The organism is Prevotella ihumii (assembly GCF_900155655.1).
Taxonomy (GTDB): Bacteria; Bacteroidota; Bacteroidia; order Bacteroidales; family Bacteroidaceae; genus Prevotella; species Prevotella ihumii.
In genome coordinates, this window is the sequence record NZ_LT706987.1 from 2,006,143 (window position 1) to 2,029,514 (window position 23,372).

The following is a 23,372-nucleotide window of genomic DNA, read 5'->3' on the forward strand; positions in this document are numbered from 1 at the left end:
CCTATAAAGCAGCTTATTTTGTACAAAATGTCTATTCTTTTTCTATTTTTATCAAATTATTTTTGCTGATACGAAATAAATAGTTATATTTGTTTCAGCTTCTTCTATCAATCAAATATAAATTAAATCACGAACGTTGGGGGCTAAAAATCCTCATTGTAATCGATAAAAAATGGTTTCATTACGAAGATTTTTAGCGGTTATTACCTTTACAGTTGTAAGTTTGGGCATTCAGGCTCAAATGAAACAAACCTACTATCCAGATTTTAAGCCCAACGAGAGTGCTGTTTACGAGTACACCTACACACAGCGTTGTACCAATATTGATGATGGAGAAGACAATTTTGCCATCAATGCCTACTCATTATTGCAGGTTGACAATATCAATAACATCTTTCAGAAAGCCAAGTCGGGCGAAACCTACACCAATAAGTTTCGTCTCACCCTCCTTGAAGCTACCGCTTACACCTATACTTTCGAACTTGACATTATAACACCCTGTAACATCACAAAAGAATCTACCGACCAAGACGTGTGGATGCTCGATGTTATTGCCCAATCGCTCGAAAAAGTAAAGCCCCAGATTACCTTTCCACGCGATATGAGCAGTTTTATGATTACCAACAAGCGCGAAATAATCAAGCAGGTTGGTAGCGATTTATGGGTAGCAATGTTGCGCGATAAGCACTTCCCAATGCAGATGGAAGCCGAAATGCCCACCGAAGAAGAGATGATAGACCAAGTAACCGAGGAGTTTAACAAGGGCAATGCGCTGTTCGACGATATAGACATTCTCTCCCCTGGCTTTCGTGCCTTTATGCTGTTCTATTGTCAACCTTATGTCTTAGGCGATTTTACATTGGGCACACCCTTAGATGGGTCAAATAGTGACGACATCTATTTGCACCAAGAGGCAGAAATGGGCGACGATGGAAGCCTAAATTTTAGCAGTTCTAACGATTTTTATCGCATTGTAAATACCGAAGCTATCGATGTAGACACTACCAGGAAGGCGAAAGAAGGCATGATTTTTGAGAACGACAAAATGTTCACCAGCCATACCGACAATGTGCTCTGTACGGTAGAAATAAATATGAAATCGGACGCAGATACTTGGATTAGAAGCTATCGCGTAGGGTCAATGGCACGCTTCAAGTCCGCCATTTGGACGGGTATAGAACACTTAAAGCGCATCAAGTAAACCAACACAAAGCAGCATACGACTACTGCTTCGCTCTACCACTTTTTATAACTATATAGACTTATAGAACCAGCTTGCATTTAATTCACGGATTATTTTCGCAATTCCTTGCCATTGCGTACCTTTGCACTATGAATATAGGAAACAAACTTGAGCGCACGGGTTCAGCAGGTTGGCTTAGTCACGTTGTGGCACTTACGGTGATAATGATATGGGGTGGAACATTTGTCAACACCCGCTTACTCATCAATCGTGGCATATCGCCCGAAGAAATCTTTGTACTTCGTTCTGCCTTAGCCTACGTTTGCCTGTGGTTCATTTCGCCTAAAAAGTTGAGATGCAACACTTGGAAAGATGAAGCCATAATGGTGCTACTTGGCATTTTCGGCAGTTCGCTTTATTTCCTTACCGAAAACTATGCTATCAAGCTCACTGTGGTCAACGATGTCAGCTTTATTGTCTGCACAGCCCCCTTGGTAACAGTTATTTTGGCACTCCTTTTTTTGAAAAGTGTCAAGGCAAGTGTGCCCCTTATCTTGGGCTCGGTATTGGCATTAGCTGGTGTGGCATTGGTTATTTTCAATGGTCATTTTGTACTCCATCTCGACCCACTTGGCGACTTGCTTGCCCTTGCAGCAGCTACCAGTTGGGCTATCTATTCGCTTGTGATGAAAAACTTTTCTGCCCATTACCCCCCTGTCTTCATCACTCGCAAAGTGTTTTTCTATGGTTTGGTTACCATTGCTCCCGTTTTTCATGTTCACCCTTGGCAGTTCGATTTTGCCGACTTGCTTATCCCTGAAGTAGGGCTCAATCTGCTCTATCTCAGTGTAGTAGCTTCTTTCGTGTGCTTTGCTGCTTGGGGTTGGGTTATCTCCAAACTTGGTGCATTGCGTGCTTCCAACTACATTTACTTCAATCCCGTTACTACGGTCATAATGAGTGCCCTCTTCTTAAATGAGCATCTCACTACCATCGGCCTTATTGGTAGTGCAATGATACTTGCAGGTGTGTTTGTGGCAAATAAGGCTAAGGGGATTTAGAAGCCTTTTCTGCCCCCTGAGTTGGGAGGGGAGTGCATATTTGCTGTGGGTTAGCAGCGTGTAGGGGGTCGGTTCACCGAGTTCCGCTTATTGAGGAGTTATAGTCAAATGTTTTGTGGGGCAGAATTGGCGAATTGGTCAGACAAGTCAGACAAGTCAGACAAGTCAGACCCGTCTGACTCGTCCGACCCGTCCGACCCGTCTGACGAAACTACAATTTTTGTAAAGTATTGTTTAAAGCGAGATGGGTCTATTTCTCCTTTTTTTGCTTTGCCTTACGTGCATACTCAAAGAGTGATGAAGGCAGGTGGCAATAACCCGATGGATTTTTGTCCAAGTAGTCTTGGTGGTATTCCTCGGCTGTGTAGAAATTCTTTAGCGGTAGCAGTTCCACCTCCAAAGGAACGTTGTGCTTGCGTTCCTCGTTGTCGAACACTTTACGGATAATGGCTTTGTCGGCAGGGTCGGTGTAGTAGACGCCTGTGCGATACTGCGTACCTCTGTCGTGTCCTTGCTGATTGAGACTTGTAGGGTCGATAGACACAAAGTAGAGACCGATGAGGAAATCGAGCGAAACCACTGATGGGTCGTAAGTGATGTGTACTGCTTCGGCAAAACCTGTGCGGTCGGTACACACTTGTTCGTAAGTAGGATTTTTGATGTTGCCGTTAGCATAGCCCACTTCGGTAGCCACTACGCCTTCTACCTGCTTGATGTAGTGTTCTGTACCCCAAAAACAACCACCTGCCACGTATATTTCCTTGGTCAGAAGATGCTTATACGCTCCGTAACCCTCCTTGTCCATATCCTTTAAAGGGATAAAGCGCAGCGACGCACTATTGATGCAATAGCGAGTTCCGCCCTTGTCGGCAGGTCCGTCATCAAACACGTGCCCAAGGTGTGCATTGCCCGTCTTGCTTCTTATTTCGGTGCGTACCATTCCGTGCGAACGGTCGGTGTGTTCTACGAGCAAATCGTTTGATATGGGTTTTGAGAATGCTGGCCACCCACACCCTGAGTCATATTTGTCTGTCGATACGAAGAGCGGTTCGCCTGTGGTAATGTCTACATAGATGCCCGAACGAAACTCCTTGTCGTAAGCATTGGTGAAGGGTCGCTCTGTGGCAGCCTCTTGGGTTACAGCATATTGTTCTGGTGTCAACATTTTGCGTAATGTTGCATCGTCCAACTTCTTAAATTGTTTCTTTTCCATTTTGTTTTTTGTTAAGACAGAGTCGCGCAAGGCTGCCGACTCATTGTTTGTTGATGAATTTCCGTTGCAAGCTACTGTTGCAAAAATGCCTAAAACGATGGCTAAAATTTTTGTTATCCTATTCATAGTGGTAATGTTTAAATTGAGGGGGGGCTTTGTCGGGTTTTGTGAGGCTTTGTCGGACTTGTCGGACTTGTCGGACTTGTCGGACGGGTCGGACGGGTCAGACGGGTCAGACGGGGTCGGACGGGTCGGACGGGTCGGACTTGTCCGACTTTGCTGTTTTCCCCCAACTTTTCTGCTTTGTCAGACCAGTCCGACCAGTCCGACTCGTCCGACAATCCTCCGACAATCCTCCGACAATCCTCCAACAAAATCCTCCCTTATCCCTCGGTGAAATATTCATTAAGTACAGCCTCCGCCGAGCCATTTTGGTTGTGCAGGTCGTGTACAATCTTTCCTTTCTCCATCAAGATGATGCGTGTGCATATTTCTGAAACGAAGTTGAGGTTATGGCTCGATATAAGCACTGTTGTTCCAAACTCTTTGTTGAGTTGTTGTATGGTTTTGGCAATATTGATTTGCGATGATGGGTCAAGGTAGTTGAAAGGTTCGTCAAGTATCAATACCTTTGGATTGACTATCATTGCCGCAATGATGCCTATTTTCTGTCGGTTGCCTTCAGAGAAGTTTTTGATGTATTTTCCTACACCCAATATTTCGTCACGCATCAGCGGTTTGTAACGTTCCAAACGTTCGGCAAGTGTGGCATCGTCAATGTTATACAATTTGGCAATAACACCAAAAAACTCTTCAGGCGAATAGAAATCTATCAAGAAGCCCTTGTCTACATACGACCCTGTGTAGGCTTTCCATTCGGTGCTCTGCGTAACAGGTTTGCCTCCCGACCACACCTGTCCATCGTTGGCACGGATAAGGTCGAGTATGAGGCGCATCAACGTGGTTTTTCCTGCTCCGTTGTTGCCTACAAGACCTATCAGTTCGCCCTCGTTCAGGGTGAGCTGGTCTATGTCTATTACTATTTTATCATCGTATTGCTTTTTCAGCTGTTCTATTTTTATTTCCATATCTTTCTTGTTTGTTACCTTAATATATATAGCGTGTCAGTCTATTTGCGGTAGGTTTCAAAATATTTGTGTCTGTTCTTTTCGTAGTGTTTGGCTATGGCTGCAAGGATAGGACGATGAAGAGCTACACCTAAGAGTCCAACGCCTGTGAAGAGCCAATAGAGAATTGTGGCATCTAAGAATGCAATCAGCACCATTGGTAACAACAGGACGGCAAATGTGAGTCCGAACGCCTGAGCAGAGAAGTTAGCCCCCTGCTGGTTGAACATCGACTTATCGAACAAGTCCATACGCTTTGCCAAAAATACGTACAGCATCATTAGCAGGTTGCAGAAACCTACAATGAGCAAGAACAAACTGCCGATGAACGCCAAAGGTATGCCAAAAATAAAGTGAGTAGGCAAGACTATCGCTGTAGAAACTATCGCCAAGAGCACACTGCAATAATATTGTCGGCGGAAAAGTTGGGCTACATCAAACGGACGTGTCCACATACCTTCTATATAGTTGCCTATTACGCTCAATGTGTTTTGAAGATAGACGATGGGCAAGATGATAATTCCAAATATAAAGTTGTCCAATAGACTGATGTCTTGACCATTTTCAGCATACGTAGAACCGTGCATATAGTTTGAAGCAGCGAGGAGCAGCAGCAATATCCATAAGAAGCGGAAACGTGGCGAACGCAAGAAGGGACGAAACTCTAAAGCGTACAATGTGCTAAGACTATTGCCCTTTACACGTTCGGTGTGGCTCTTGCTCTCGTTATATCCACGGAGCGTAGTCATATACTTTGTTATCGTCACCAAAGCCACTGCCGCCAAGCCACAGAAGCCCAAGACAAAAGGCAACACAGGTAAGGCAAAGAAATTGACAGCGTATGCCGCAGACACCACCCAATAGATAATCCACATGGCCAACGTAGGCAAGCGGTCAACCCAACGATTTACCTTGTGCATAGCCGAGATAAACATACTGTTGGTCAACGACAAAAGGAGAAATATAGCCCCATAACCCATTGCCACCCAAGGCGAAAGCAACGAAAAAGCAATGATGACCAACGGCACCACCCAACCTATGGTAAAAATGTCGAAAACATTAGAGATGACTACAAACCAGTGCCATGATGCGTCGTCGACAGGTCGGGTCTTGAAATAAGCTGGCATTAGCACGGGGTCGTCTTTGAAGAAGTATTTCATCACAAGGTCGAACCCTGCCACTGCCACTCCTGCCACGGCAAGCACCATGGTCCAGTCTACACCGCCCAACATTTGGTGCAGCTCCTCCTGCGCAACAATAGCCCCAACGGTGAGCGAACCCAAAATAAGCACATAGAAATAGGTGAAGAGAAAGAAATTCTTCCACTTAAAGTTGCGTTTCTTTTGCAGCAACCAATGGTTGATGAGAAGTTTTAACATAGAATATTTGTAAATAAAGTTTCGCAAAAGTAACAATAATATAAGAAAATGGCAAAGAATTGAACATTATTTAGTATCTTTGCAAGGCTCATAAACGTTATTTATCAATAGCCAAAGAGCAAAGAAAGCATAAGCAATTTACAATCAAAAGGATATGAAAAAACTATACACGACAGCTTTAATCCTCGCACTCGCTATTGCGGCACATGCACAAGTGGCACGACCAAAGTTGGTGGTGGGACTTGTGGTAGACCAAATGCGATGGGACTACCTTTATTATTATTACAACGAATACGGCACAGGCGGACTGCGTCGCTTGCTCGCCGAGGGTTTTTCGTACGAAAATACCCACATCAACTATGCCCCTACGGTAACAGCCATTGGACACGCCTCTATCTATTCAGGCTCTGTACCAGCCCTTCACGGCATTGCTGGCAATCATTTTTGGGAAAACGACAAGCTCGTTTACTGCTGCGATGACCCTAAGGTGCAGACCGTTGGATCTAACAGCAAGGAAGGGCAGATGAGCCCACACAGAATGTTGTCCACCACGATAGGCGACCAACTAAAGTTGGCTACTAACTTTCGTTCCAAAGTGATAGGCGTTGCGCTGAAAGACCGTGCATCTATTCTTCCTGCTGGACACTCGGCAGATGCGGCTTACTGGTGGGATACCTCGGCAGGCCATTTCGTTTCGTCTACCTTCTATATGGATAAACTGCCTAAATGGGTGGACGATTTCAATAAGAAGAACCATACCGAACCTAAGTTTAACATAAAGATGTCGAACCTCGGTGTAACGATGACGTTTAAAATGGCTGAGGCTGCATTAGAGAACGAACGCTTAGGACAGGGCGACGAAACCGATATGCTTGCTGTGAGCATCTCTTCAACAGACGCCATAGGGCACGAATACAGCACACGCGGAACAGAAAATCACGATGTGTATATGCAGTTGGACAAGGATTTGGCACACTTCCTCAACGCCTTAGACCAAAAGGTGGGACGTGGCAACTACCTTCTCTTTCTTTCTGCCGACCACGGAGCAGCCCACAACTACAATTTCTTGAACGGCAAACGCATACCCGCAGGAGCTTTCGAATATAAGAAAGCTGTGAAAGACCTCAATGCCTTTCTTCAGCAAAAGCACGGCATACAACCTGTTATGGGCGAGGACAACTACCAGTTCTACCTTAACGATAGCATTATAGCTCAAGCTGGCAAGAAGAAACAAGACGTGGTAAACGATGCTGTGGAATATTTGCGCCAAGACCCACAATACCTCTATGTGTTTGACGAGGAACAAATAAGCACTACAACGATGCCCGACTTCCTTAAAACACGTATGCAACACGGCTATATACGCCATCGTTCAGGCGAAATAGGGGTGGTGACACGCCCACAATTCTTCGGTGCTAAAAACTCGCCCGACTATCGTGGCACATCGCACGGACAGCCCTTTGCTTACGACAATCACATACCTTGGCTGATGTATGGTTGGAACATCAAGCACGGCGAAACCAACACAGAGACAACCATCAACGACATTGCAGCCACCGTGTGCGCAATGCTCAAAATACAAATGCCTAACGGCTGCATCGGAAAACCTATATTAAGATAAGATAAAACCCTACCTATGCACATAGCAATAGCAGGTAATATTGGGAGTGGAAAAACCACACTGACCACAATGTTGGCAAAGCGTTACAGCTGGAAGCCAAGATTTGAGTCGGTAGAATACAATCCTTATCTCGATGATTACTACAAGGACATAAAGCGATGGTCGTTCGCAATGGAAATATTCTTCCTCAAAGAACGATTTAAAGACCTATTGGAAATTAGCGAAGAGCAAGTAAACGTGATACAAGACCGCTCCATCTACGAGGGGGTGTACGTGTTTACAGCCAACAATTACGCTATGGGAAACCTCGATGAACGTGATTACGAAACCTATATGGAACTCTTTGAGGATATGACCGATGCTGTGAAATATCCCGACCTTATGATTTACCTGCGGTCGTCAGTGAGCCATCTTGTGGCAAACATAGAGAAACGAGGTAGAGACTACGAGCAGAAAATGCCCTTGGAATACCTCGAAAACATCAACAAACGCTATGAAGACTTTATACAAAATCAATATAAAGGGCGAGTTTTGATAATAGATGTAGACCAATTGGACTATCAGCACAATCCAAAAGACTTCGGCTTTATCACCGATAAGATAGACCGTGAGCTTTTCGGACTTTTCTAAACACAATCAAAAAAAATCATAGAACAACATACAACTATGCATATAGCAATAGCAGGAAACATTGGTGCGGGCAAAACCACATTGACCAAGATGCTCGCCAAAAGATATGGTTGGACGGCTCAATTCGAACCCGTAGACAACAATCCTTATTTGGAAGACTACTATGAGGATATGAACAGATGGGCTTTCAATCTGCAAATCTACTTCCTCAACAAGCGTTTTCGTGACGTGGTGGCTATCTCTCGTTCGGAAGATACCATCATTCAGGACCGTACCATATTTGAAGATGCACGCATCTTTGCACCCAATCTGCACGATATGGGACTGATGAGCGACCGCGACTTTGACAATTATACCCATCTTTTCGACTTGATGCTCTCGTTGGTGAAGCTGCCCGACTTGCTTATCTATATTCGCAGCTCGGTTCCTCACCTTATCGACCACATTCAGCAACGTGGTCGTGAGTACGAGCAGACAATGCGCATCGACTATCTCCGTGGTCTGAACGAAAGATACGAAGAATGGATAAAATCGTACGATGGACAATTGATGATTGTGGACGGCGACAATACCGACTTTGCCAAGAACCCACAAGATCTCCAACGCATTACGGATATGATAGACGAACGCTTGTTTGGTCTTTTTCCATCAGTATAAGTGCACCAACAGACCTGAGATGGAGAAGAACGGATAGCACCAAGGTGCAAAAAACCTACCAACTGACGAATTGACAGACTTAATTAAAGGCACAAATTTTGTTAATAAACATATTATGGAAAAAGTAAAAACATTGATTATAGGTAGCGGTCCTGCTGGTTATACAGCCGCTATTTATGCTGGTCGCTCTAACTTGCAGCCAGTGCTTTATTGTGGTTTGCAACCAGGTGGACAGCTCACAACCACAACAGTGATTGAAAATTACCCAGGTTTCAAGGAAGGTGTAGATGCCAACACATTGATGATAGAGATGCGCGAGCAAGCTGTCAATATGGGAGCAGAGGTTCGCGACGGTGCTATTGTTAAGGCAGACCTTAGCAAGCGTCCATTCGTGTTAGAGGACGACCACGGCAATGTAATCGAGGCGAATACTGTTATCATCGCCACAGGTGCAAGTGCTAAGTATTTGGGCTTGAGCGACGAAGAGAAATACCGTGGTCAGGGTGTAAGTGCTTGTGCTACTTGCGACGGCTTCTTCTATCGCAAACGCACCGTAGCCGTAGTAGGTGGTGGCGACACAGCTTGCGAAGAGGCAATGTATCTTTCAAGCCTTGCAAAGAAGGTGTATATGATTGTGCGTAAGCCATTCCTCCGTGCATCGGAGATTATGCAAAGGCGTGTAATGGAAAAGGAGAATATCGAGATTCTTTTCAATACCAACACACTGGGTCTCTATGGTGAAAACGGCGTTGAAGGTGCACACCTTGTACGCTTCAAGGGCGAAGAAAACGAGGAGAAATACGACATCGCAATCGATGGTTTCTTCCTTGGTATCGGTCATCAACCTAACACCGAACTCTTTAAGGGTCAGTTGGATATGGACGAGCAAGGCTTCCTCATCACCAATGGTATGTCGGCAGCTACCAGCGTAGAGGGTGTTTATGCAGCAGGCGATGTGGCAGACCCTATTTATCGTCAAGGTGTTGTAGCAGCAGGAAGTGGTGCTATTGCAGCTATCGAGGCAGAGCGTTTCCTCCAAGCTAAGGGCGAAAAGTAAAACAACGACCAAGTTTTTTTTAGATGCAATTGAGGCGAGAAGGCTTCTCGGTTTAAGAGAGGCAGTCGCGCCTTTTTTGGTTGGGGGGAGGGCAGACTATTCCGATTGGTAGGACAAGTCGGACCTGTCGGACCTGTCGGACAAGTCGGACGGGTCGGACAAGTCGGACGGGTCGGACCTGTCGGACGGGTCTGATGTGCTCCCCCCTTCCTCCCCCAAAAAACCTATTCATTTATTTTGAACATTCGTCTAATTAACGTACCTTTGCACGTAAAGCGAACGTAAGTTGCACAGCGACAGGCTCTACAGTGCGTTCTAAACAAAAGCAAAGCAAGATATGACAAGACATCTCGTACATATATTTTGGGGAATATTACTTTTTTGCGTAGGTTTTACCACCATTTTTTTTGTGTCTGTATGGAATGGGTGGATAGGCTATATGCCTGATATGGAGGAACTTTCAAACCCTATTGATAAATTTGCCTCACAGGTTTACTCTGCCGATGCTAAACTCATAGGCACATGGAATCAAGATAACGCCAATCGTGTAGCCGTAGATTATAACAGCCTTTCTCCACACCTTGTTCACGCCCTTGTAGCTACCGAGGACGAGCGATTTTACGAACATTCGGGAATAGACTTTATTGCCCTTGGTCGTGCGGTGGTGAAGCGTGGAATTATGGGGCACGACAATGCTGGTGGTGGGTCTACCATTACCCAACAGTTGGCTAAACAGGTGTATTCTGAAAAGGCACACAGCACCATAGAACGCCTTTTGCAAAAGCCCATAGAATGGATAATTGCTGTAAAATTGGAACGCTATTTCACCAAAGAAGAGATTATTGCGATGTATTTCAATTACTTCGACTTCCTTCACAATGCAGTGGGTATAAAGCGAGCTGCCAATATCTATTTCAATAAAGAACCTCGCCATCTGAATGTTACCGAGGCTGCCACCCTTGTGGGCTTGTGCAAAAACCCTTCTATGTTCAATCCGCTTCGCCACGAAGAACGTTGCCGCAATCGCCGCAACGTAGTGTTGATGCAGATGACAAAGTGTGGCTACATCACCAAAGAAGAATTTAACGAACTCATAGAACGTCCCTTGGCAATCAACTACTCTAAGGCGAAGTATATAAAGGGGTCGGGCGACTATTTTCAAGCCTTCCTCCGTCAGTATATGATGGCGAAGAAGCCTGAACGCAAACGCTATCAGGAGTGGCAGCAACGCGAGTTTGTGCTCGACTCTGTAGCTTGGGAAACTGACCCTCTCTATGGTTGGTGCAACAAAAACACCAAGCGCAATGGCGAAAACTATAACGTAAATACCGATGGATTGCGCATCTATACCACCATCGATACACGTATGCAGCAGTATGCCGAACAAGCTGTGCGCAAGCACGTTGGCGGTTATTTGCAAGCAGAATTTAATCGTGCCAACCGATACAAGAAGAATGCGCCTTTTTCTGCCAACCTTTCGCGTAGAACCATTAAGGCTATACTCAACAGAGCTTGTAAGCAAAGTCGACGTTACCTCGCCTTGAAAGCGCAAGGCGCATCGGGCGAAGAGATTAAACGAAGCTTTCGTACCCCTCACGAGATGACCCTCTTCACCTATCACGGCACTGTAGATACGGTGATGACACCTATCGACTCGATACGTTATTACAAGTCGTTCCTGCGCTCAGCCTTTATGAGTATGGAGGTAAAGACGGGTGCGGTAAAGGCGTATGTGGGCGGTATAGACTACGAACACTTCAAGTATGATATGGTAATGGGTGGTCGCCGTCAGGTGGGTTCTACCATCAAACCTTACCTTTATGCCCTTGCTATGCAAAACGGAATGACCCCTTGTACCACTGCCCCTAACGTGCAGCGCACTTACGGCGGCTGGACTCCTCGCAATGGGTCGCACGCTCGCTATGGACAGCAAGTGCCGTTAAGATGGGGATTGCAGCAGTCTAACAACTGGATTTCGGCTTACCTTATCAATCTGCTTGGCCCTTCGCAGTTTGTGAATATCCTTCACGATTTCGGTTTCCACAATCCCGATATTGACAAGAACACCTCGCCTGTGCTCTGTCTTGGTCCTTCCGAACTCTCTGTGGGCGAAATGTGTAGTGCTTACACCACCTTTGCCAACCATGGTGTGCGCTGTGCACCGCTATTTGTTACCAAGATAGAGGATAGCCACGGCAATGTTATTGCTAAGTTCCAACCACTGATGAACGAGGTTATTTCGGAAGAAAGTTCTTATCAAATGCTCGATATGCTTCAAGCCGTTATCGAAGGTGGTACAGGTGGTCGATTGCGCTATCGCTACAACCTACACAGCGATATTGGCGGTAAGACAGGTACAACCAACAACAACTCTGACGGTTGGTTTATGGGCATCACCCCCGAACTTGTAAATGGCTGTTGGGTAGGTGGTGAAGACCGCGACATTCACTTCGATAACACGGCTATGGGTCAGGGTGCTACGATGGCACTCCCTATTTGGGCTTACTATATGCAACTCGTATTTGCAGATAAGACCTTGCATTATAACGACAACGCTAAGTTTGACATTCCTCAAGGCTATAACCCTTGCCAATCGGCTGACACCATTTCGGTGAATGGCATACAGGAGATATATTTTTAGGAATTAGGGAGAGTTAAGCTTTTTAGGAGTTAAGTTTTTTAGGAGTTAAGCGGAGTTAAAAGGAGTTATGCGCGTTCCTCGCTCGGAGTTAAAGCCAAATGCTTTGTGGGGTAATGTAGGGGCTCGATTTATCGAGTTCCGCTTACTAACTTATGATGAGTGGAACTCGATAAATCGTGCCCCTACACGCCCCTTACACGCTGCAGACTTTTAGTAAATAGGGTTTGTCGTTTTGGCGAATTAATTGGACTTGTCGGACGAGTCTGACTGGTCCGACTAGTCCGACTGGTCTGACTGGTCTGATTTGTCCGACTGGTCCGATAAAACCACAGATAGCAAAAATATGCTCCCCCCTCCTAACGAATATTGAGAAGTCGCATAGCAAATAAAACTGATGAAAGGGTATCCATAAAAACACCTTGAAATAATTTCAAAAATTTTCCATTTTGGATAACTTTTTTTATTATCTTTGCATCAAGTTATCCAAAATAGAAAACTTACAAATCAATAATAATCATATAATATGTTGATATTCAGATATTAAACATTCTTATTTGAATAACAAAGGTCTAAATTTAAGGTATGAAAGTTTCCAAAAGAGATGGTAGTGTAGAAAACTACAATCAAGAAAAAATAGTTTCTGCCATTACAAAGAGCTTTGCTTCGACTAACAATCTTGGACATAAAGAAGAGATTGAGGTAATGGCTATGGAGGTGGGAAAGTATGTTGTACAGAACGAGGACAAACGTGATGTGGAAAGCATACAAGATAAGGTGGAAAAAACACTGATGGCACACGGCTTTTATGATGAGGCTAAGAGTTATATCCTTTTTCGTTGGCAGCGTAACGAGCAGCGTAAGTACATCAAGAACATAGCCTTCAACATTGGCGACAATGGCATTGAAGAGGTGCTGAATGGCATCAGACAAGAGTTTCGTGGTGCTGAATACAGCGTAACCCTATTGTCAGACAAGTTTGTGAGCTTTTCTAAGCCGCTGATGAGCCAAAAGGAGAAGATGGGCGCATTGATAAAAGCTGCTGTAGAACTGACCACAGCCGAGTGTCCAGAGTGGGAAATGATTTCAGGGCGATTGCTTAGTTTTCAGATAGATAGAAGCATTGACGAGATAGAACGCAAGCTCGGCATCGTAACCTTCTACGACAAATTACGCTATCTTACAGATGAAGGACTTTATGGCAAATATATTCTTGACAACTACACGAAGGACGAAATTCTTGAAGCCGAAGGACTGATGCGTACCGATCGCAACTACCTATTTAATTATAGTGGTCTCGACCTCCTCAACAAGCGTTATCTTATTCGCACCTACGATGGACGAGTGGTGGAGCGTGTGCAGGAAATGTATATGGGTATAGCCCTTCATTTGGCAATGCCCGAAACCACAGATCGAATGTGTTGGGTAGGCAAGATATACGACCTATTGAGCAAACTTGAAGTGACGATGGCAACACCTACATTGTCGAACGCTCGCAAACCCCATCATCAACTTTCAAGTTGTTTTATTGATACCGTTCCCGACAGCCTGATAGGCATTTACCGTAGCTTAGACAATTTTGCACAAGTTAGCAAGTTTGGTGGCGGTATGGGAATGTACTTCGGAAAGGTGCGTGCTACGGGGGGCAGTATTCGAGGGTTTAAGGGTGCAGCCGGAGGTGTAATTCGTTGGATGAAATTGGTAAACGATACCGCAGTGGCAGTAGACCAATTGGGAATGCGCCAAGGGGCAGTAGCGGTGTATCTTGATGCGTGGCACAAGGATATACCCGAGTTTTTACAACTTCGCACCAACAATGGCGACGACCGAATGAAGGCACACGACATATTTCCTGCTGTGTGTTATCCCGACTTGTTTTGGAAGATGGCAGAAGAAAGTTTGGAACAAGACTGGTATCTCTTTTGTCCCGATGAGGTGAAACGTGTGCGAGGTTACGCCCTTGAAGATGCTTATGGCGAGGAGTGGGAGCAAAAGTATAAAGAGTGTATAGCCGATGTGCGCCTCTCACGCCGTGTTATTAGCATTAAAGATTTGGTGCGCCTTGTCCTCCGTTCGGCAGTAGAGACAGGTACACCTTTCACCTTCAATCGTGATATTGTGAACCGTGCCAACCCTAACCCACACAAGGGAATGATTTACTGCTCTAACCTTTGTACCGAGATAGCACAAAATATGGCTGCTATTGAGGAAGTTAGCCAAGAAATAAAGAATGAAGATGGAGATACCATCGTGGTAACGAGCGTAAAAGCAGGCGAGTTTGTGGTGTGCAATCTTGCCAGTCTGTCGTTGGGCCGTTTGCCTTTGGAAGACCGTGAAGCTATGTGCGACAAGGTGGCTACCGTGGTGCGAGCATTAGACAATGTTATCGACCTGAACTTCTATCCCGTCCCTTACGCCAAGATTACCAATCGCCGCTATCGAAGCATAGGTCTTGGAGTGAGTGGATACCATCACGCTTTGGCCATTCGTGGCATAAAGTGGGAGAGCGATCGCCACTTGGAATTTATGGACGAGGTGTTTGAAACCATCAACTATGCTGCCATTGCAGCCAGCACACAGTTGGCAAAGGAAAAGGGAAGTTATGCCTATTGCGAAGGAAGCGACTGGCAGACAGGGGCTTACTTTGATAAACGCAATTACACATCTGCCGATTGGGCAGCACTCCGCACAAAGGTGGCACAGCAAGGTATGCGCAATGCGTACCTATTGGCAGTAGCTCCAACAAGTAGCACCTCAATACTTGCAGGTACAACGGCAGGACTTGACCCTATTATGCAGCGATTTTTCCTTGAAGAGAAGAAGGGGGCTATGCTTCCACGTGTTGCCCCAGCACTTTCGGACAAAACCTATTGGATTTACAAAGATGCTTACCACATCAACCAACAATGGAGTGTGCGTGCATCGGGTATTCGTCAGCGACATATCGACCAAGCACAGAGTATGAACCTCTACATCACTAACGAATATACTATGCGTCAGGTGCTTAATCTCTATCTGTTGGCGTGGAGGAATGGCGTAAAGACTATTTACTATGTGCGCAGCAAGTCGCTTGAGGTAGAGGAATGTGAAAGCTGTGCATCGTAGGGGTGGTCAGACTTGTCCGCCCCGTCCGCCCCGTCCGACATTTCTTAAGAACAATAAAAATCATCAACAATGAACAACGATAAACTACAACGCAACGCCCTCTTCAATCCACAGGGCGATACCGACCTCCGTCTTCGTCGTATGATAGGCGGAAATACCACCAATCTTAACGACTTCAACAATATGCGCTATGTGTGGGTGAGTGATTGGTACAGGCAAGCAATGAATAACTTTTGGATACCAGAGGAAATCAATCTTGCGCAAGACATCAAAGATTATCCCAAATTGCCACAGGCAGAGCGCACAGCATACGACAAAATACTGAGTTTCTTGGTATTCTTAGACTCGCTTCAGAGCAACAACTTGCCTACCATTAGCGAATATATTACTGCTAACGAGGTGAATCTCTGCTTGCATATCCAAACTTTTCAAGAGTGCATACATAGCCAAAGTTACAGCTATATGCTCGATAGTATTTGCTCGCCCGAGGAGCGTAATGATATACTTTATCAATGGAAAACCGATGAACACCTATTGCGTCGAAACACTTTCATAGGCGATTGCTACAACGAGTTTCAAGAAAAACGTGATAAGTTTGCATTGATGAAAGCGTGTGTGGCAAACTTCATTCTCGAAGGCATCTACTTTTACAGCGGGTTTATGTTCTTTTATAACCTTAGTAGAAATGGTAAAATGTCGGGGTCGGCACAAGAAATACGTTACATCAATCGTGACGAAAACACCCATCTTTGGCTGTTCCGTAACATTATTGTAGAGTTGAAACAAGAAGAACCCGACCTTTTCACACCCGAACGTATGGCGGTGTATGAGGAGATGATGCGTGAAGGCGTACGTCAAGAAATAGCTTGGGGACAATACGTTATAGGTGACAGCGTGCAGGGATTGACCCAAAAGATGGTGGCAGACTATATACATTATCTTGGCAATCTGCGCTGGCGAAGTCTCGGCTTTGGCAATCTCTACGATCACAACCAAGCCGAACCTGCCGATATGCAGTGGGTGGCACAATACTCGAACGCAAACAAGGTGAAGACCGATTTCTTTGAAGCCAAGAGTACAGCCTACGCCAAGAGTACAGCATTGATAGACGATTTGTAAACAGAGAAAGAACTCTGGAAACGATATGCCGAGAATAAACAAGCCATAAGTGAGCTGTCTCACGAATTTTCTGTATCAAGTTCCGCTTAGCAAAAAAGCAACGTTGTATAAAAAGCAAACAGCCCGAACGAGAAAATCGTTCGGGCTGTTCGCTTTATTTCAGTTTGTGTCTTAGCCAGGCTTTGTAGGCCATATGCCACCATCGGGATAGGGGTCTGCCCCATATAGTTTCGGATGGGAAATCGATGGCGAAGTGGAGATTGCGATAGATTTCGACAAAGTATTGCGAGTAGACTGACTTACCGCTGAAAGCGAAACGTGTGTCGTGGAAACCGAAATTGCCACTTAAAACGATTTCGCGTTCTAACATTTTTCCGATACGATGGTCGGGGGGCATAAGGAGATATTCGGGTGCGAGGCCTAAATCTTCTTGCATTACGTACATTACGGCTCGGGCAAACTTGTACATATTGACGTGTTTGAGCGTCTTTATGGCTTGGGTTTTCTCGGCAGCCGTAAACCCTTGGCGCAACAGATAGTAATAGTCTATCATTTGGCGTAGACCTATGCCCTCGAAAAAGAAGTGGTGCATAAGGTGAGAAAGCTGAAAGACGAGGTCGAAATCCTTGGTCAGTGCGTTGATATAGCCTAAACCGTTGGGGAGGGTCTTACGATTTTTAAACTGTGCTGCCTTGTTGAGACTGAAGAATTTGCGCAGTCGGTACTCGTAAAAGAGGTTGCCCATAAAGGAAGGGAAGTAATGCAGTTCGACGGGTGTTTTTAGGAAGTAGGCTTGTATATGGTGGTAGCCTATCTCTGCTTTAGGGTCTAAGGAGCGTGCTATCTTGATGGTGTTGATAGGCTTGGTATTGGTCCATAAGTCTATGTCCCCAGGGATACGTATCCAAGGGTCTGGGTACATCAGAGCGTTGGCTTGTCCCTTCATTACGCAGGTATCAATATGATATTTGGTTTTGAATAGCTCGGTGGCTTTGGTGGCATCGGTGTACACCTGCTTATTGAGAAGAACTATCTGTTGGTGAAGCGCATAAAACTTCATCACGATAGTTGTGTCAGGCTTGTGGGGGCTGTTGCTGAGCTTTTCTATGCCAAGGAAGAGCACGCCTGTAATGGCTTGCTCTTTGCCAAAGCGGTACAAGCCCTCCCAGTCTATATCCTTGAGCGATGCGGGTTCGGGCGCATCGTCAGCAAGGCAGAACTTTAGGAAGTCGAAATAGTGGTATACTTTAGGGTCAAACTGCATCTTTATAACCAATTTTAAAGAATATTTGACTTGATAGCTTCGATGATAAATTGTGCATCTTCGTCGCTAATCATTGGACCAGAAGGAAGACAAAGACCTGTCTTAAAGAGTTCTTCACTTATGCCATTAATGTAGGCTGGAGAGTTTTTATAAACTGGTTGTAAATGCATTGGTTTCCAAAGAGGGCGACTCTCTATACCTAACTTGTCTAATGCTATGCGCATTGCCTCGACATTGGCGTTGGGTTCGCAGTCGGTATGTACCTGTCCTGTAGTGTGTACCACGCCTGCTGCTCCGCCTACTGCTCCTACCACCGCTTCTTTGTACACGTCTTTCTGTCCTTTCACCTTTAGTTCTGCATCTAATGTGATGGTGTTGAGCCAGAAGTTGGAGTCGCAGGTTTCGTCAGGATTGCCGTGGAAGGTTATGCCCTCTATGGCCTTAAATCCTTCTGCATAGAGCTTTGCAAGGTGTTGATGGTGAGCGATATGCTCGTTAAGAACGGTCATTTGTCCACGACCTATGCCTGCACAGATGTTGCTGAGGCGATAGTTGTAGCCTATCTCCTCGTGTTGATAGTAAGGAAAGGCCTCGCGTGCCTGTGTGGCAAAGAACATAATTCGGTTTTTTGCCTCTTTGTTAGGACAAATCAGTGCGCCACCGCCCGAAGTTGTTATCATCTTGTTGCCATTGAAACTCATTACGCCGTATGCACCGAACGTGCCTACTACTTGTCCGTTGTAGCGACTTCCCAAACCTTCGGCAGCATCTTCCACCACTGGTATGTCGTAATGTTGGGCCACTTCCAATATTTCGTTGATTTTTGCAGGCATACCATAGAGATAAACCACGATGATGGCTTTAGGTTTTTTGCCTGTTTTGGCTATTCTGTCCTTGATGGATTCTTCCAACAGTTGGGGACACATATTCCACGTATCTCGTTCAGAATCAACGAATACAGGTGTTGCGCCAAGATAGGTAACGGGGTGCGAGCTGGCACAGAAGGTGAAGCTCTGGCAAATAACCTCATCGCCAGCCTTTACGCCTAAATTGATTAACGCCAAATGGATAGCCGATGTACCCGAACATAGGGCTACAATCTCTTTTTCTTGCAAGCCTTCCAACGATGCCGTCCACAATTTTTCTGGCTCATTTTCGTGCGCCTCAATGGTTTGTGGATAGGTTTCGTTAGGGTATAACACCTTTACGGGGTCATTACCGAGCTTGTTTGTAACCTCTCCCTTTGAACTTACAAATCGCTTCAAGTCTTCTTCGAATGCGTTGACATTCGGACCTAATGGCACTACCCAATTGGTGTCAAATGCCTCTTGAATATATTTCATCTCGTTGCCCGACATGTGGGCAAGGCATAAGTATTTTCTTTCCATAATAATTACTTGTTTATATTATTTCTCCTGCATACTCCATCTTTTTTCCTAACACTGTGCAAATTATCATTTGAATATCTTTTAAAAATGAATAATGCTGCTTGTAGTATAGGTTGAGTTTGATTTTATGTGGGTAAATGATTTTATCATTGTAGTCTTCTACTGATGTGATGTAGTTAGGAATATCAATCTGAATAGATGGTGTTGTTCCATTCAATTGCTGAGATACTGTCGAAAGAATGTCTTCTTCGTTTCTAAATTTTAGACTTGCTGGTCCTGTTATACCAGGTTTAAGTTTTAAGATTTCTCTTTCTATGCCTTCCAATTGGTCGGCATAACCAGGGACATCTGGGCGTGGTCCTACAAAACTCATCTCTCCTTTGAGTACATTCCATAGTTCAGGAAGTTCGTCTAATTTATATCTTCTTAGCTTTTCGCCTAAAGGGGTTATTCTACACTGTTCTTCTGAAGCTATGGAAGTAGCATTCGAGTTTCTACTGGCAGTAGCTGCTTCTTTCTTGACAGTCATTGAGCGAAATTTATATACAGTAAAAAGTTGTGCGTCTTTGCCTACACGTTGTTGTTTAAACAATATAGGACCGGGCATCTTTATCTTGATAAGCAAAGCCACAATGATAAGTATGGGACTAAGAAGAATTAATCCTGTGAGTGCCATTATTTTATCAAAAAACCATTTCAGTATCATAACTCTAAATTATTTTCTTGGTAAATACGCTACTAAGTAATCACCATTTGGCAATGTTTCTATAATTTTAATTTCATTGATTGCTTCGGCTGACTTCATAGAAGCTGCATTATTAGGAGAAATAGAACCAAACATACGAATGTTTAATAATACGGCAATCTCTGTTGCACAAATACCCATCAGTTTATTTATTCCCCTTCTTCTATGATTAACGTCGGTGATGTAGCCACGATAGCATTTTCCCATAAATGTGCACCTAAGGAAAAAATAGCCTACGATATTGTTTTCTTCTAAAACAATATAAGCTAAGAACGACTTATCGCATACCAACTGTTGTAAATCTTTGTTAGCAAATTTATGTGGTTTGAAGTAAGTGAAGGCTTCAATAGGTTGATTTATAAAGAATTGTTCTAATTTTTCACAATCATTCTTTTCTAATGCTTTAACAATGTATTTGTTGCTATTCTTTTGCAAGATTGTTGGGATTTCTCTAAGTTTAGAATTGTATCTCATCTTAAAGAATAAGGAATTGATAGCTCCTACTAATATCCATAGTAAAGGAAATTTATCTCTGAGAATGTGAGCAATTTTATAAAGCATAGCTTACTTTTTTTCTAATGATTTGTAGACTTCTAACAAAGCATTCCAAACGTTTACTTGTTCGTACCTTTCTTTTATCATAGCTCTTGCGTTGTTAGCCATTCTTTTTCCTTCAGCTGTGTGTTCTACAAACCATTTCATTGTTGTATAAAGTGCCTTGTCGTTGCGTGGCTGAATAATTTTACCATTTAGTCCATCTTTAATAATTTCATTGCAGCCATTAATATCTGTAACTATGGAAGGACGTTGCATTGCACCAGCTTGCATAGGTACGTTAGGAAATCCTTCGCGATAGGAAGGGAACACTAATGCGTCTGAAGCATAAAGAAAAGGACGTACATCTGTTTGCCAGCCTACAAATACGATGTTTTCTGATGTTGTCAGGAAATCTTTGTCCTCTTTCGATAGTGGGTCTCCGTTTTCAAAATGACCTACTAATAACAGTTTTACGTTTTTAAAAGTTGAAGAAAAGGTATCATTAGAAAGTTTTTTGATACTTTCTGCAAGTTCGTGCATACCTTTATCATTTACAATTCGTCCAATAAAGACAAACAAGAAGTCGTCTTGCGCTACGTTTAATGATTGTCTTAACTCCTGTCGTATAGCTTCTTTGCTGTCCCATTGCGTAATTTTAAATGCAACAGGGTTTTGCTGCAAATCCTCTATTAGTCTATCTTCGCTAAAATATGTTGTATCAATGCCGTTGATATTTCCATTGAGAACTATTTCGAGTGGCTTTTTAGTGATATTATTCTCTTGTAAAGCGTGCAATACTCCTTTTCCTTCTGGGATTACTTTTGTAGCAAAGAGACATGATAACCGTTCCATTGACATAAGTATGAACCGTAATAAGCCAGTAGCACCTTGGTATCTTAAGCCTGTAACAGTATAGATACGATGTGGAACTCTGCATATCCACGCTGCAATCATTGATAATAAGCTGCCTTTAGGCGTATTGGTATGGACAATAAAGGGCTTCTCCTTTATAAAGAGGGTTATAAGGAGATAAAGGCAATATAGGTCGGAGAGCAACGAAATTTCCCTGTGCATAGGAACTTCAATGGTTCGAATTCCCTCGCGTTCTCCTACCATTGCTAAAACTCCCGTATTGTTAGAAACGCCAATAACTTCAAATTCAGAACTTAGAAATTTAAGTTGTCCTTTGATAAGTGAATCTAAACTTATATCTGAAGTCGTAACTCTTATTAGTTTCTTTTTTGCCATCTTTTAATTCTTATGACATTATATGCTTGTAGATATCGCAATACCCCTCAACGGTTTTAGATTTATCAGTATCAGTTTATTCAAAATTTCCAATTACTTTTTGATAGACTTGATTATAACCGTTTACCATCTTGTTGATATCAAATTCTAGTGCTCGATTATAACAGCGGTTGGCAACGTCATCATAATATTCCTTATTTCCTGCCAATTGATTAATTTCATTTGCCAAAGCCTTGGCATCTTCATGCGGAAAGAGAATACCATATCCTTTTGTAACCTCTTGTAAGCCATTTACATCAGAAGCAATAAAAGGTTTATGTGCACTCATACCTTCCACATTACTAAGACTCAAACCCTCCCAATGAGAAGACATAACGATAATATCGGCTGCTTTCAAAACAGTCGGTATGTCTGTTCTTAATCCAAGAAACCGAACTCTATCATCTACACCTAAAGACTTAGACAACTGTTGAATTTCTTCCAATCGTTTGCCAATTCCAGCAAACCAAACTTCAAATTTTTCTTTATCCAAAGAGGATAAGGCTTTAATAACAGTGTCTTGGTCTTTAGCATCTCTAAAACCAGCAACCATTAAAATCGCTTTCCTATTTCCTTTAAGTGTTAGAAGCTCATTATTAGGAGTAGCGTTGCAGATGGCATCAACGTCCACACCATTATTAATGGTGGAAATATGCTTATAGCGAGGTTTTGTTTTATCTATCCAATCACTTCCCATATATTCCCTCAACTTTTCTTCTGCAACTCGACTTATGCAAATTACATGGTTGTATTGTCCATACATCCAACTTTCAATCGGAGCATACCACTTCCATTCACGTTTACGATTAGAAGTTGTGTGTTCTGTAGATACAAGTTTTCTGTCGCGATATAAGTTGGCAATTGCAACAAATAACTGTGGTGAAGAATTGTGTGTATGAACAATATCATATCCTTTCATTATCTTCATCAGCTTTAATATATAAAGAGGATTGTATACACTATGTCCCAATGCATATATCTTCGTTTGTGGACTTTCCACTTTCAATCTTTGCAGTAATGGTGTTTCCGTACCATTAAAGATACATAAATCCACAGTATGTCCTAATGCGCACAATCTTGGAATCAAGTTAACAACCAAGGTTTCTGCGCCTCCTATTTCTAATGATGTAATGACTTGAAGGATTTTCATCTACTCATATTAAGTTAAAGAATTTAAGCTTTAAATGTCTCTTCTTGAATAGTTTTAATAATGGAAGAAAGAAGTATATTTTGTAAAAAGAATTTTATCAAAATACAATAAATTCATTTTGACAATACAAAAGCGGCTGTTTTGCGATACAAAACCTACGCTTTTACCGTGTAAAACAGCCACTTTTAGGCTGCGAAACAATAGGTTTTAC

20 protein-coding genes are annotated in these 23,372 nt (G+C 43.6%); 9 read left to right on the forward strand and 11 right to left on the reverse strand.

Annotated elements, in window-relative coordinates:
- The first annotated feature begins 172 nt into the window (after positions 1–172).
- Together CZ367_RS09000 and CZ367_RS09005 are read left to right on the forward strand one after the other, a co-directional pair.
- Positions 173–1,201: a hypothetical protein gene (locus CZ367_RS09000; RefSeq protein ID WP_077196588.1), complete on the forward strand. Its 1,029-nt coding sequence runs from the start codon at positions 173–175 to the stop codon at positions 1,199–1,201.
- Between the two features lie 131 nt (positions 1,202–1,332).
- Positions 1,333–2,244, forward strand: a complete 912-nt coding sequence (locus tag CZ367_RS09005; RefSeq protein ID WP_077196589.1) for a DMT family transporter — start codon at positions 1,333–1,335, stop codon at positions 2,242–2,244.
- 250 nt (positions 2,245–2,494) lie between these two features.
- Here the strand turns inward: CZ367_RS09005 and CZ367_RS09010 are convergent, their stop codons facing one another.
- The 4 genes from CZ367_RS09010 to CZ367_RS09020 all read right to left on the reverse strand — a co-directional run bounded on the left by CZ367_RS09010 (position 2,495) and on the right by CZ367_RS09020 (position 5,963).
- The gene (locus CZ367_RS09010; protein ID WP_237581788.1) at positions 2,495–3,457 is read right to left on the reverse strand and encodes a bifunctional methionine sulfoxide reductase B/A protein; all 963 of its coding nucleotides are present in this window, start codon (positions 3,455–3,457) and stop codon (positions 2,495–2,497) included.
- 232 nt (positions 3,458–3,689) lie between these two features.
- Entirely contained in the window at positions 3,690–3,863 is a 174-nt protein-coding gene (locus CZ367_RS15530; protein ID WP_154669324.1) for a hypothetical protein, read from the reverse strand.
- Positions 3,841–4,545: an ABC transporter ATP-binding protein gene (locus CZ367_RS09015; protein WP_077196591.1), complete on the reverse strand. Its 705-nt coding sequence runs from the start codon at positions 4,543–4,545 to the stop codon at positions 3,841–3,843. The genes CZ367_RS15530 and CZ367_RS09015 overlap by 23 nt, the downstream gene beginning before the upstream one ends.
- Positions 4,546–4,586: 41 nt before the next feature.
- Positions 4,587–5,963, reverse strand: coding sequence for a DUF5687 family protein (locus CZ367_RS09020; protein ID WP_077196592.1), 1,377 nt, complete (start codon positions 5,961–5,963; stop codon positions 4,587–4,589).
- A 154-nt stretch (positions 5,964–6,117) separates the two neighbouring features.
- Between CZ367_RS09020 and CZ367_RS09025 the strand changes: the two genes are divergently transcribed.
- The 4 genes from CZ367_RS09025 to trxB all read left to right on the forward strand — a co-directional run bounded on the left by CZ367_RS09025 (position 6,118) and on the right by trxB (position 9,928).
- Positions 6,118–7,584 carry an alkaline phosphatase family protein gene (locus CZ367_RS09025; RefSeq protein WP_077196593.1) on the forward strand — a complete coding sequence of 489 codons (1,467 nt, stop codon included), beginning with the start codon at positions 6,118–6,120 and terminating at the stop codon, positions 7,582–7,584.
- Positions 7,585–7,599: 15 nt separating this feature from the next.
- The gene (locus CZ367_RS09030) at positions 7,600–8,214 is read left to right on the forward strand and encodes a deoxynucleoside kinase (RefSeq protein WP_077196594.1); all 615 of its coding nucleotides are present in this window, start codon (positions 7,600–7,602) and stop codon (positions 8,212–8,214) included.
- Positions 8,215–8,250: 36 nt separating this feature from the next.
- Entirely contained in the window at positions 8,251–8,871 is a 621-nt protein-coding gene (locus CZ367_RS09035) for a deoxynucleoside kinase (protein WP_077196595.1), read from the forward strand.
- A 115-nt stretch (positions 8,872–8,986) separates the two neighbouring features.
- Entirely contained in the window at positions 8,987–9,928 is a 942-nt protein-coding gene (gene trxB / locus CZ367_RS09040; protein WP_077196596.1) for a thioredoxin-disulfide reductase, read from the forward strand.
- 96 nt (positions 9,929–10,024) lie between these two features.
- Here trxB and CZ367_RS16480 read toward each other — a convergent pair whose 3' ends face one another.
- Positions 10,025–10,147, reverse strand: a complete 123-nt coding sequence (locus tag CZ367_RS16480; protein WP_262500735.1) for a hypothetical protein — start codon at positions 10,145–10,147, stop codon at positions 10,025–10,027.
- Positions 10,148–10,265: 118 nt separating this feature from the next.
- Here CZ367_RS16480 and CZ367_RS09045 point away from each other — a divergent pair, with 118 nt between their 5' ends.
- The 3 genes from CZ367_RS09045 to CZ367_RS09055 all read left to right on the forward strand — a co-directional run bounded on the left by CZ367_RS09045 (position 10,266) and on the right by CZ367_RS09055 (position 16,790).
- Entirely contained in the window at positions 10,266–12,569 is a 2,304-nt protein-coding gene (locus CZ367_RS09045; protein WP_077196597.1) for a transglycosylase domain-containing protein, read from the forward strand.
- 582 nt (positions 12,570–13,151) lie between these two features.
- Complete coding sequence (locus CZ367_RS09050) at positions 13,152–15,671, forward strand: ribonucleoside-diphosphate reductase subunit alpha (protein ID WP_077196598.1); 2,520 nt, start codon at positions 13,152–13,154, stop codon at positions 15,669–15,671.
- 69 nt (positions 15,672–15,740) lie between these two features.
- Positions 15,741–16,790, forward strand: coding sequence for a ribonucleotide-diphosphate reductase subunit beta (locus tag CZ367_RS09055; protein ID WP_077196599.1), 1,050 nt, complete (start codon positions 15,741–15,743; stop codon positions 16,788–16,790).
- A gap of 154 nt (positions 16,791–16,944) precedes the next feature.
- Here the strand turns inward: CZ367_RS09055 and CZ367_RS09060 are convergent, their stop codons facing one another.
- From CZ367_RS09060 to CZ367_RS09085, 6 genes are all read right to left on the reverse strand, one after another.
- The gene (locus CZ367_RS09060) at positions 16,945–18,054 is read right to left on the reverse strand and encodes a nucleotidyltransferase family protein (protein WP_077196600.1); all 1,110 of its coding nucleotides are present in this window, start codon (positions 18,052–18,054) and stop codon (positions 16,945–16,947) included.
- Positions 18,055–18,068: 14 nt separating this feature from the next.
- On the reverse strand, positions 18,069–19,442 hold the full coding sequence (locus CZ367_RS09065) for a DegT/DnrJ/EryC1/StrS family aminotransferase (protein WP_077196601.1): 1,374 nt from the start codon (positions 19,440–19,442) through the stop codon (positions 18,069–18,071).
- 13 nt (positions 19,443–19,455) lie between these two features.
- Positions 19,456–20,148 (reverse strand): sugar transferase, encoded by a 693-nt coding sequence (locus tag CZ367_RS09070; protein ID WP_077196602.1) that lies wholly within the window; start codon positions 20,146–20,148, stop codon positions 19,456–19,458.
- A 9-nt stretch (positions 20,149–20,157) separates the two neighbouring features.
- Positions 20,158–20,748, reverse strand: a complete 591-nt coding sequence (locus CZ367_RS09075; RefSeq protein ID WP_077196603.1) for a hypothetical protein — start codon at positions 20,746–20,748, stop codon at positions 20,158–20,160.
- A 3-nt stretch (positions 20,749–20,751) separates the two neighbouring features.
- A complete protein-coding gene (locus tag CZ367_RS09080; protein WP_077196604.1) occupies positions 20,752–21,972 on the reverse strand; it encodes a glycosyltransferase family 4 protein in 1,221 nt (406 codons plus the stop codon).
- Positions 21,973–22,048: 76 nt separating this feature from the next.
- A complete protein-coding gene (locus CZ367_RS09085) occupies positions 22,049–23,161 on the reverse strand; it encodes a glycosyltransferase (RefSeq protein ID WP_077196605.1) in 1,113 nt (370 codons plus the stop codon).
- Between the last annotated feature and the right edge of the window lie 211 nt (positions 23,162–23,372).

Bases quoted from the DNA above. Each gene is read 5' to 3' on its own strand.
- CZ367_RS09000 (WP_077196588.1), top strand. From the start codon at position 173: ATGGTTTCATTACGAAGATTTTTAGCGGTTATTACCTTTACAGTTGTA.
- CZ367_RS09005 (WP_077196589.1), top strand. From the start codon at position 1,333: ATGAATATAGGAAACAAACTTGAGCGCACGGGTTCAGCAGGTTGGCTT.
- CZ367_RS09010 (WP_237581788.1), bottom strand. From the start codon at position 3,457: ATGGAAAAGAAACAATTTAAGAAGTTGGACGATGCAACATTACGCAAA.
- CZ367_RS15530 (WP_154669324.1), bottom strand. From the start codon at position 3,863: ATGAATATTTCACCGAGGGATAAGGGAGGATTTTGTTGGAGGATTGTC.
- CZ367_RS09015 (WP_077196591.1), bottom strand. From the start codon at position 4,545: ATGGAAATAAAAATAGAACAGCTGAAAAAGCAATACGATGATAAAATA.
- CZ367_RS09020 (WP_077196592.1), bottom strand. From the start codon at position 5,963: ATGTTAAAACTTCTCATCAACCATTGGTTGCTGCAAAAGAAACGCAAC.
- CZ367_RS09025 (WP_077196593.1), top strand. From the start codon at position 6,118: ATGAAAAAACTATACACGACAGCTTTAATCCTCGCACTCGCTATTGCG.
- CZ367_RS09030 (WP_077196594.1), top strand. From the start codon at position 7,600: ATGCACATAGCAATAGCAGGTAATATTGGGAGTGGAAAAACCACACTG.
- CZ367_RS09035 (WP_077196595.1), top strand. From the start codon at position 8,251: ATGCATATAGCAATAGCAGGAAACATTGGTGCGGGCAAAACCACATTG.
- trxB (WP_077196596.1), top strand. From the start codon at position 8,987: ATGGAAAAAGTAAAAACATTGATTATAGGTAGCGGTCCTGCTGGTTAT.
- CZ367_RS09045 (WP_077196597.1), top strand. From the start codon at position 10,266: ATGACAAGACATCTCGTACATATATTTTGGGGAATATTACTTTTTTGC.
- CZ367_RS09050 (WP_077196598.1), top strand. From the start codon at position 13,152: ATGAAAGTTTCCAAAAGAGATGGTAGTGTAGAAAACTACAATCAAGAA.
- CZ367_RS09055 (WP_077196599.1), top strand. From the start codon at position 15,741: ATGAACAACGATAAACTACAACGCAACGCCCTCTTCAATCCACAGGGC.
- CZ367_RS09060 (WP_077196600.1), bottom strand. From the start codon at position 18,054: ATGCAGTTTGACCCTAAAGTATACCACTATTTCGACTTCCTAAAGTTC.
- CZ367_RS09065 (WP_077196601.1), bottom strand. From the start codon at position 19,442: ATGGAAAGAAAATACTTATGCCTTGCCCACATGTCGGGCAACGAGATG.
- CZ367_RS09070 (WP_077196602.1), bottom strand. From the start codon at position 20,148: ATGATACTGAAATGGTTTTTTGATAAAATAATGGCACTCACAGGATTA.
- CZ367_RS09075 (WP_077196603.1), bottom strand. From the start codon at position 20,748: ATGCTTTATAAAATTGCTCACATTCTCAGAGATAAATTTCCTTTACTA.
- CZ367_RS09080 (WP_077196604.1), bottom strand. From the start codon at position 21,972: ATGGCAAAAAAGAAACTAATAAGAGTTACGACTTCAGATATAAGTTTA.
- CZ367_RS09085 (WP_077196605.1), bottom strand. From the start codon at position 23,161: ATGAAAATCCTTCAAGTCATTACATCATTAGAAATAGGAGGCGCAGAA.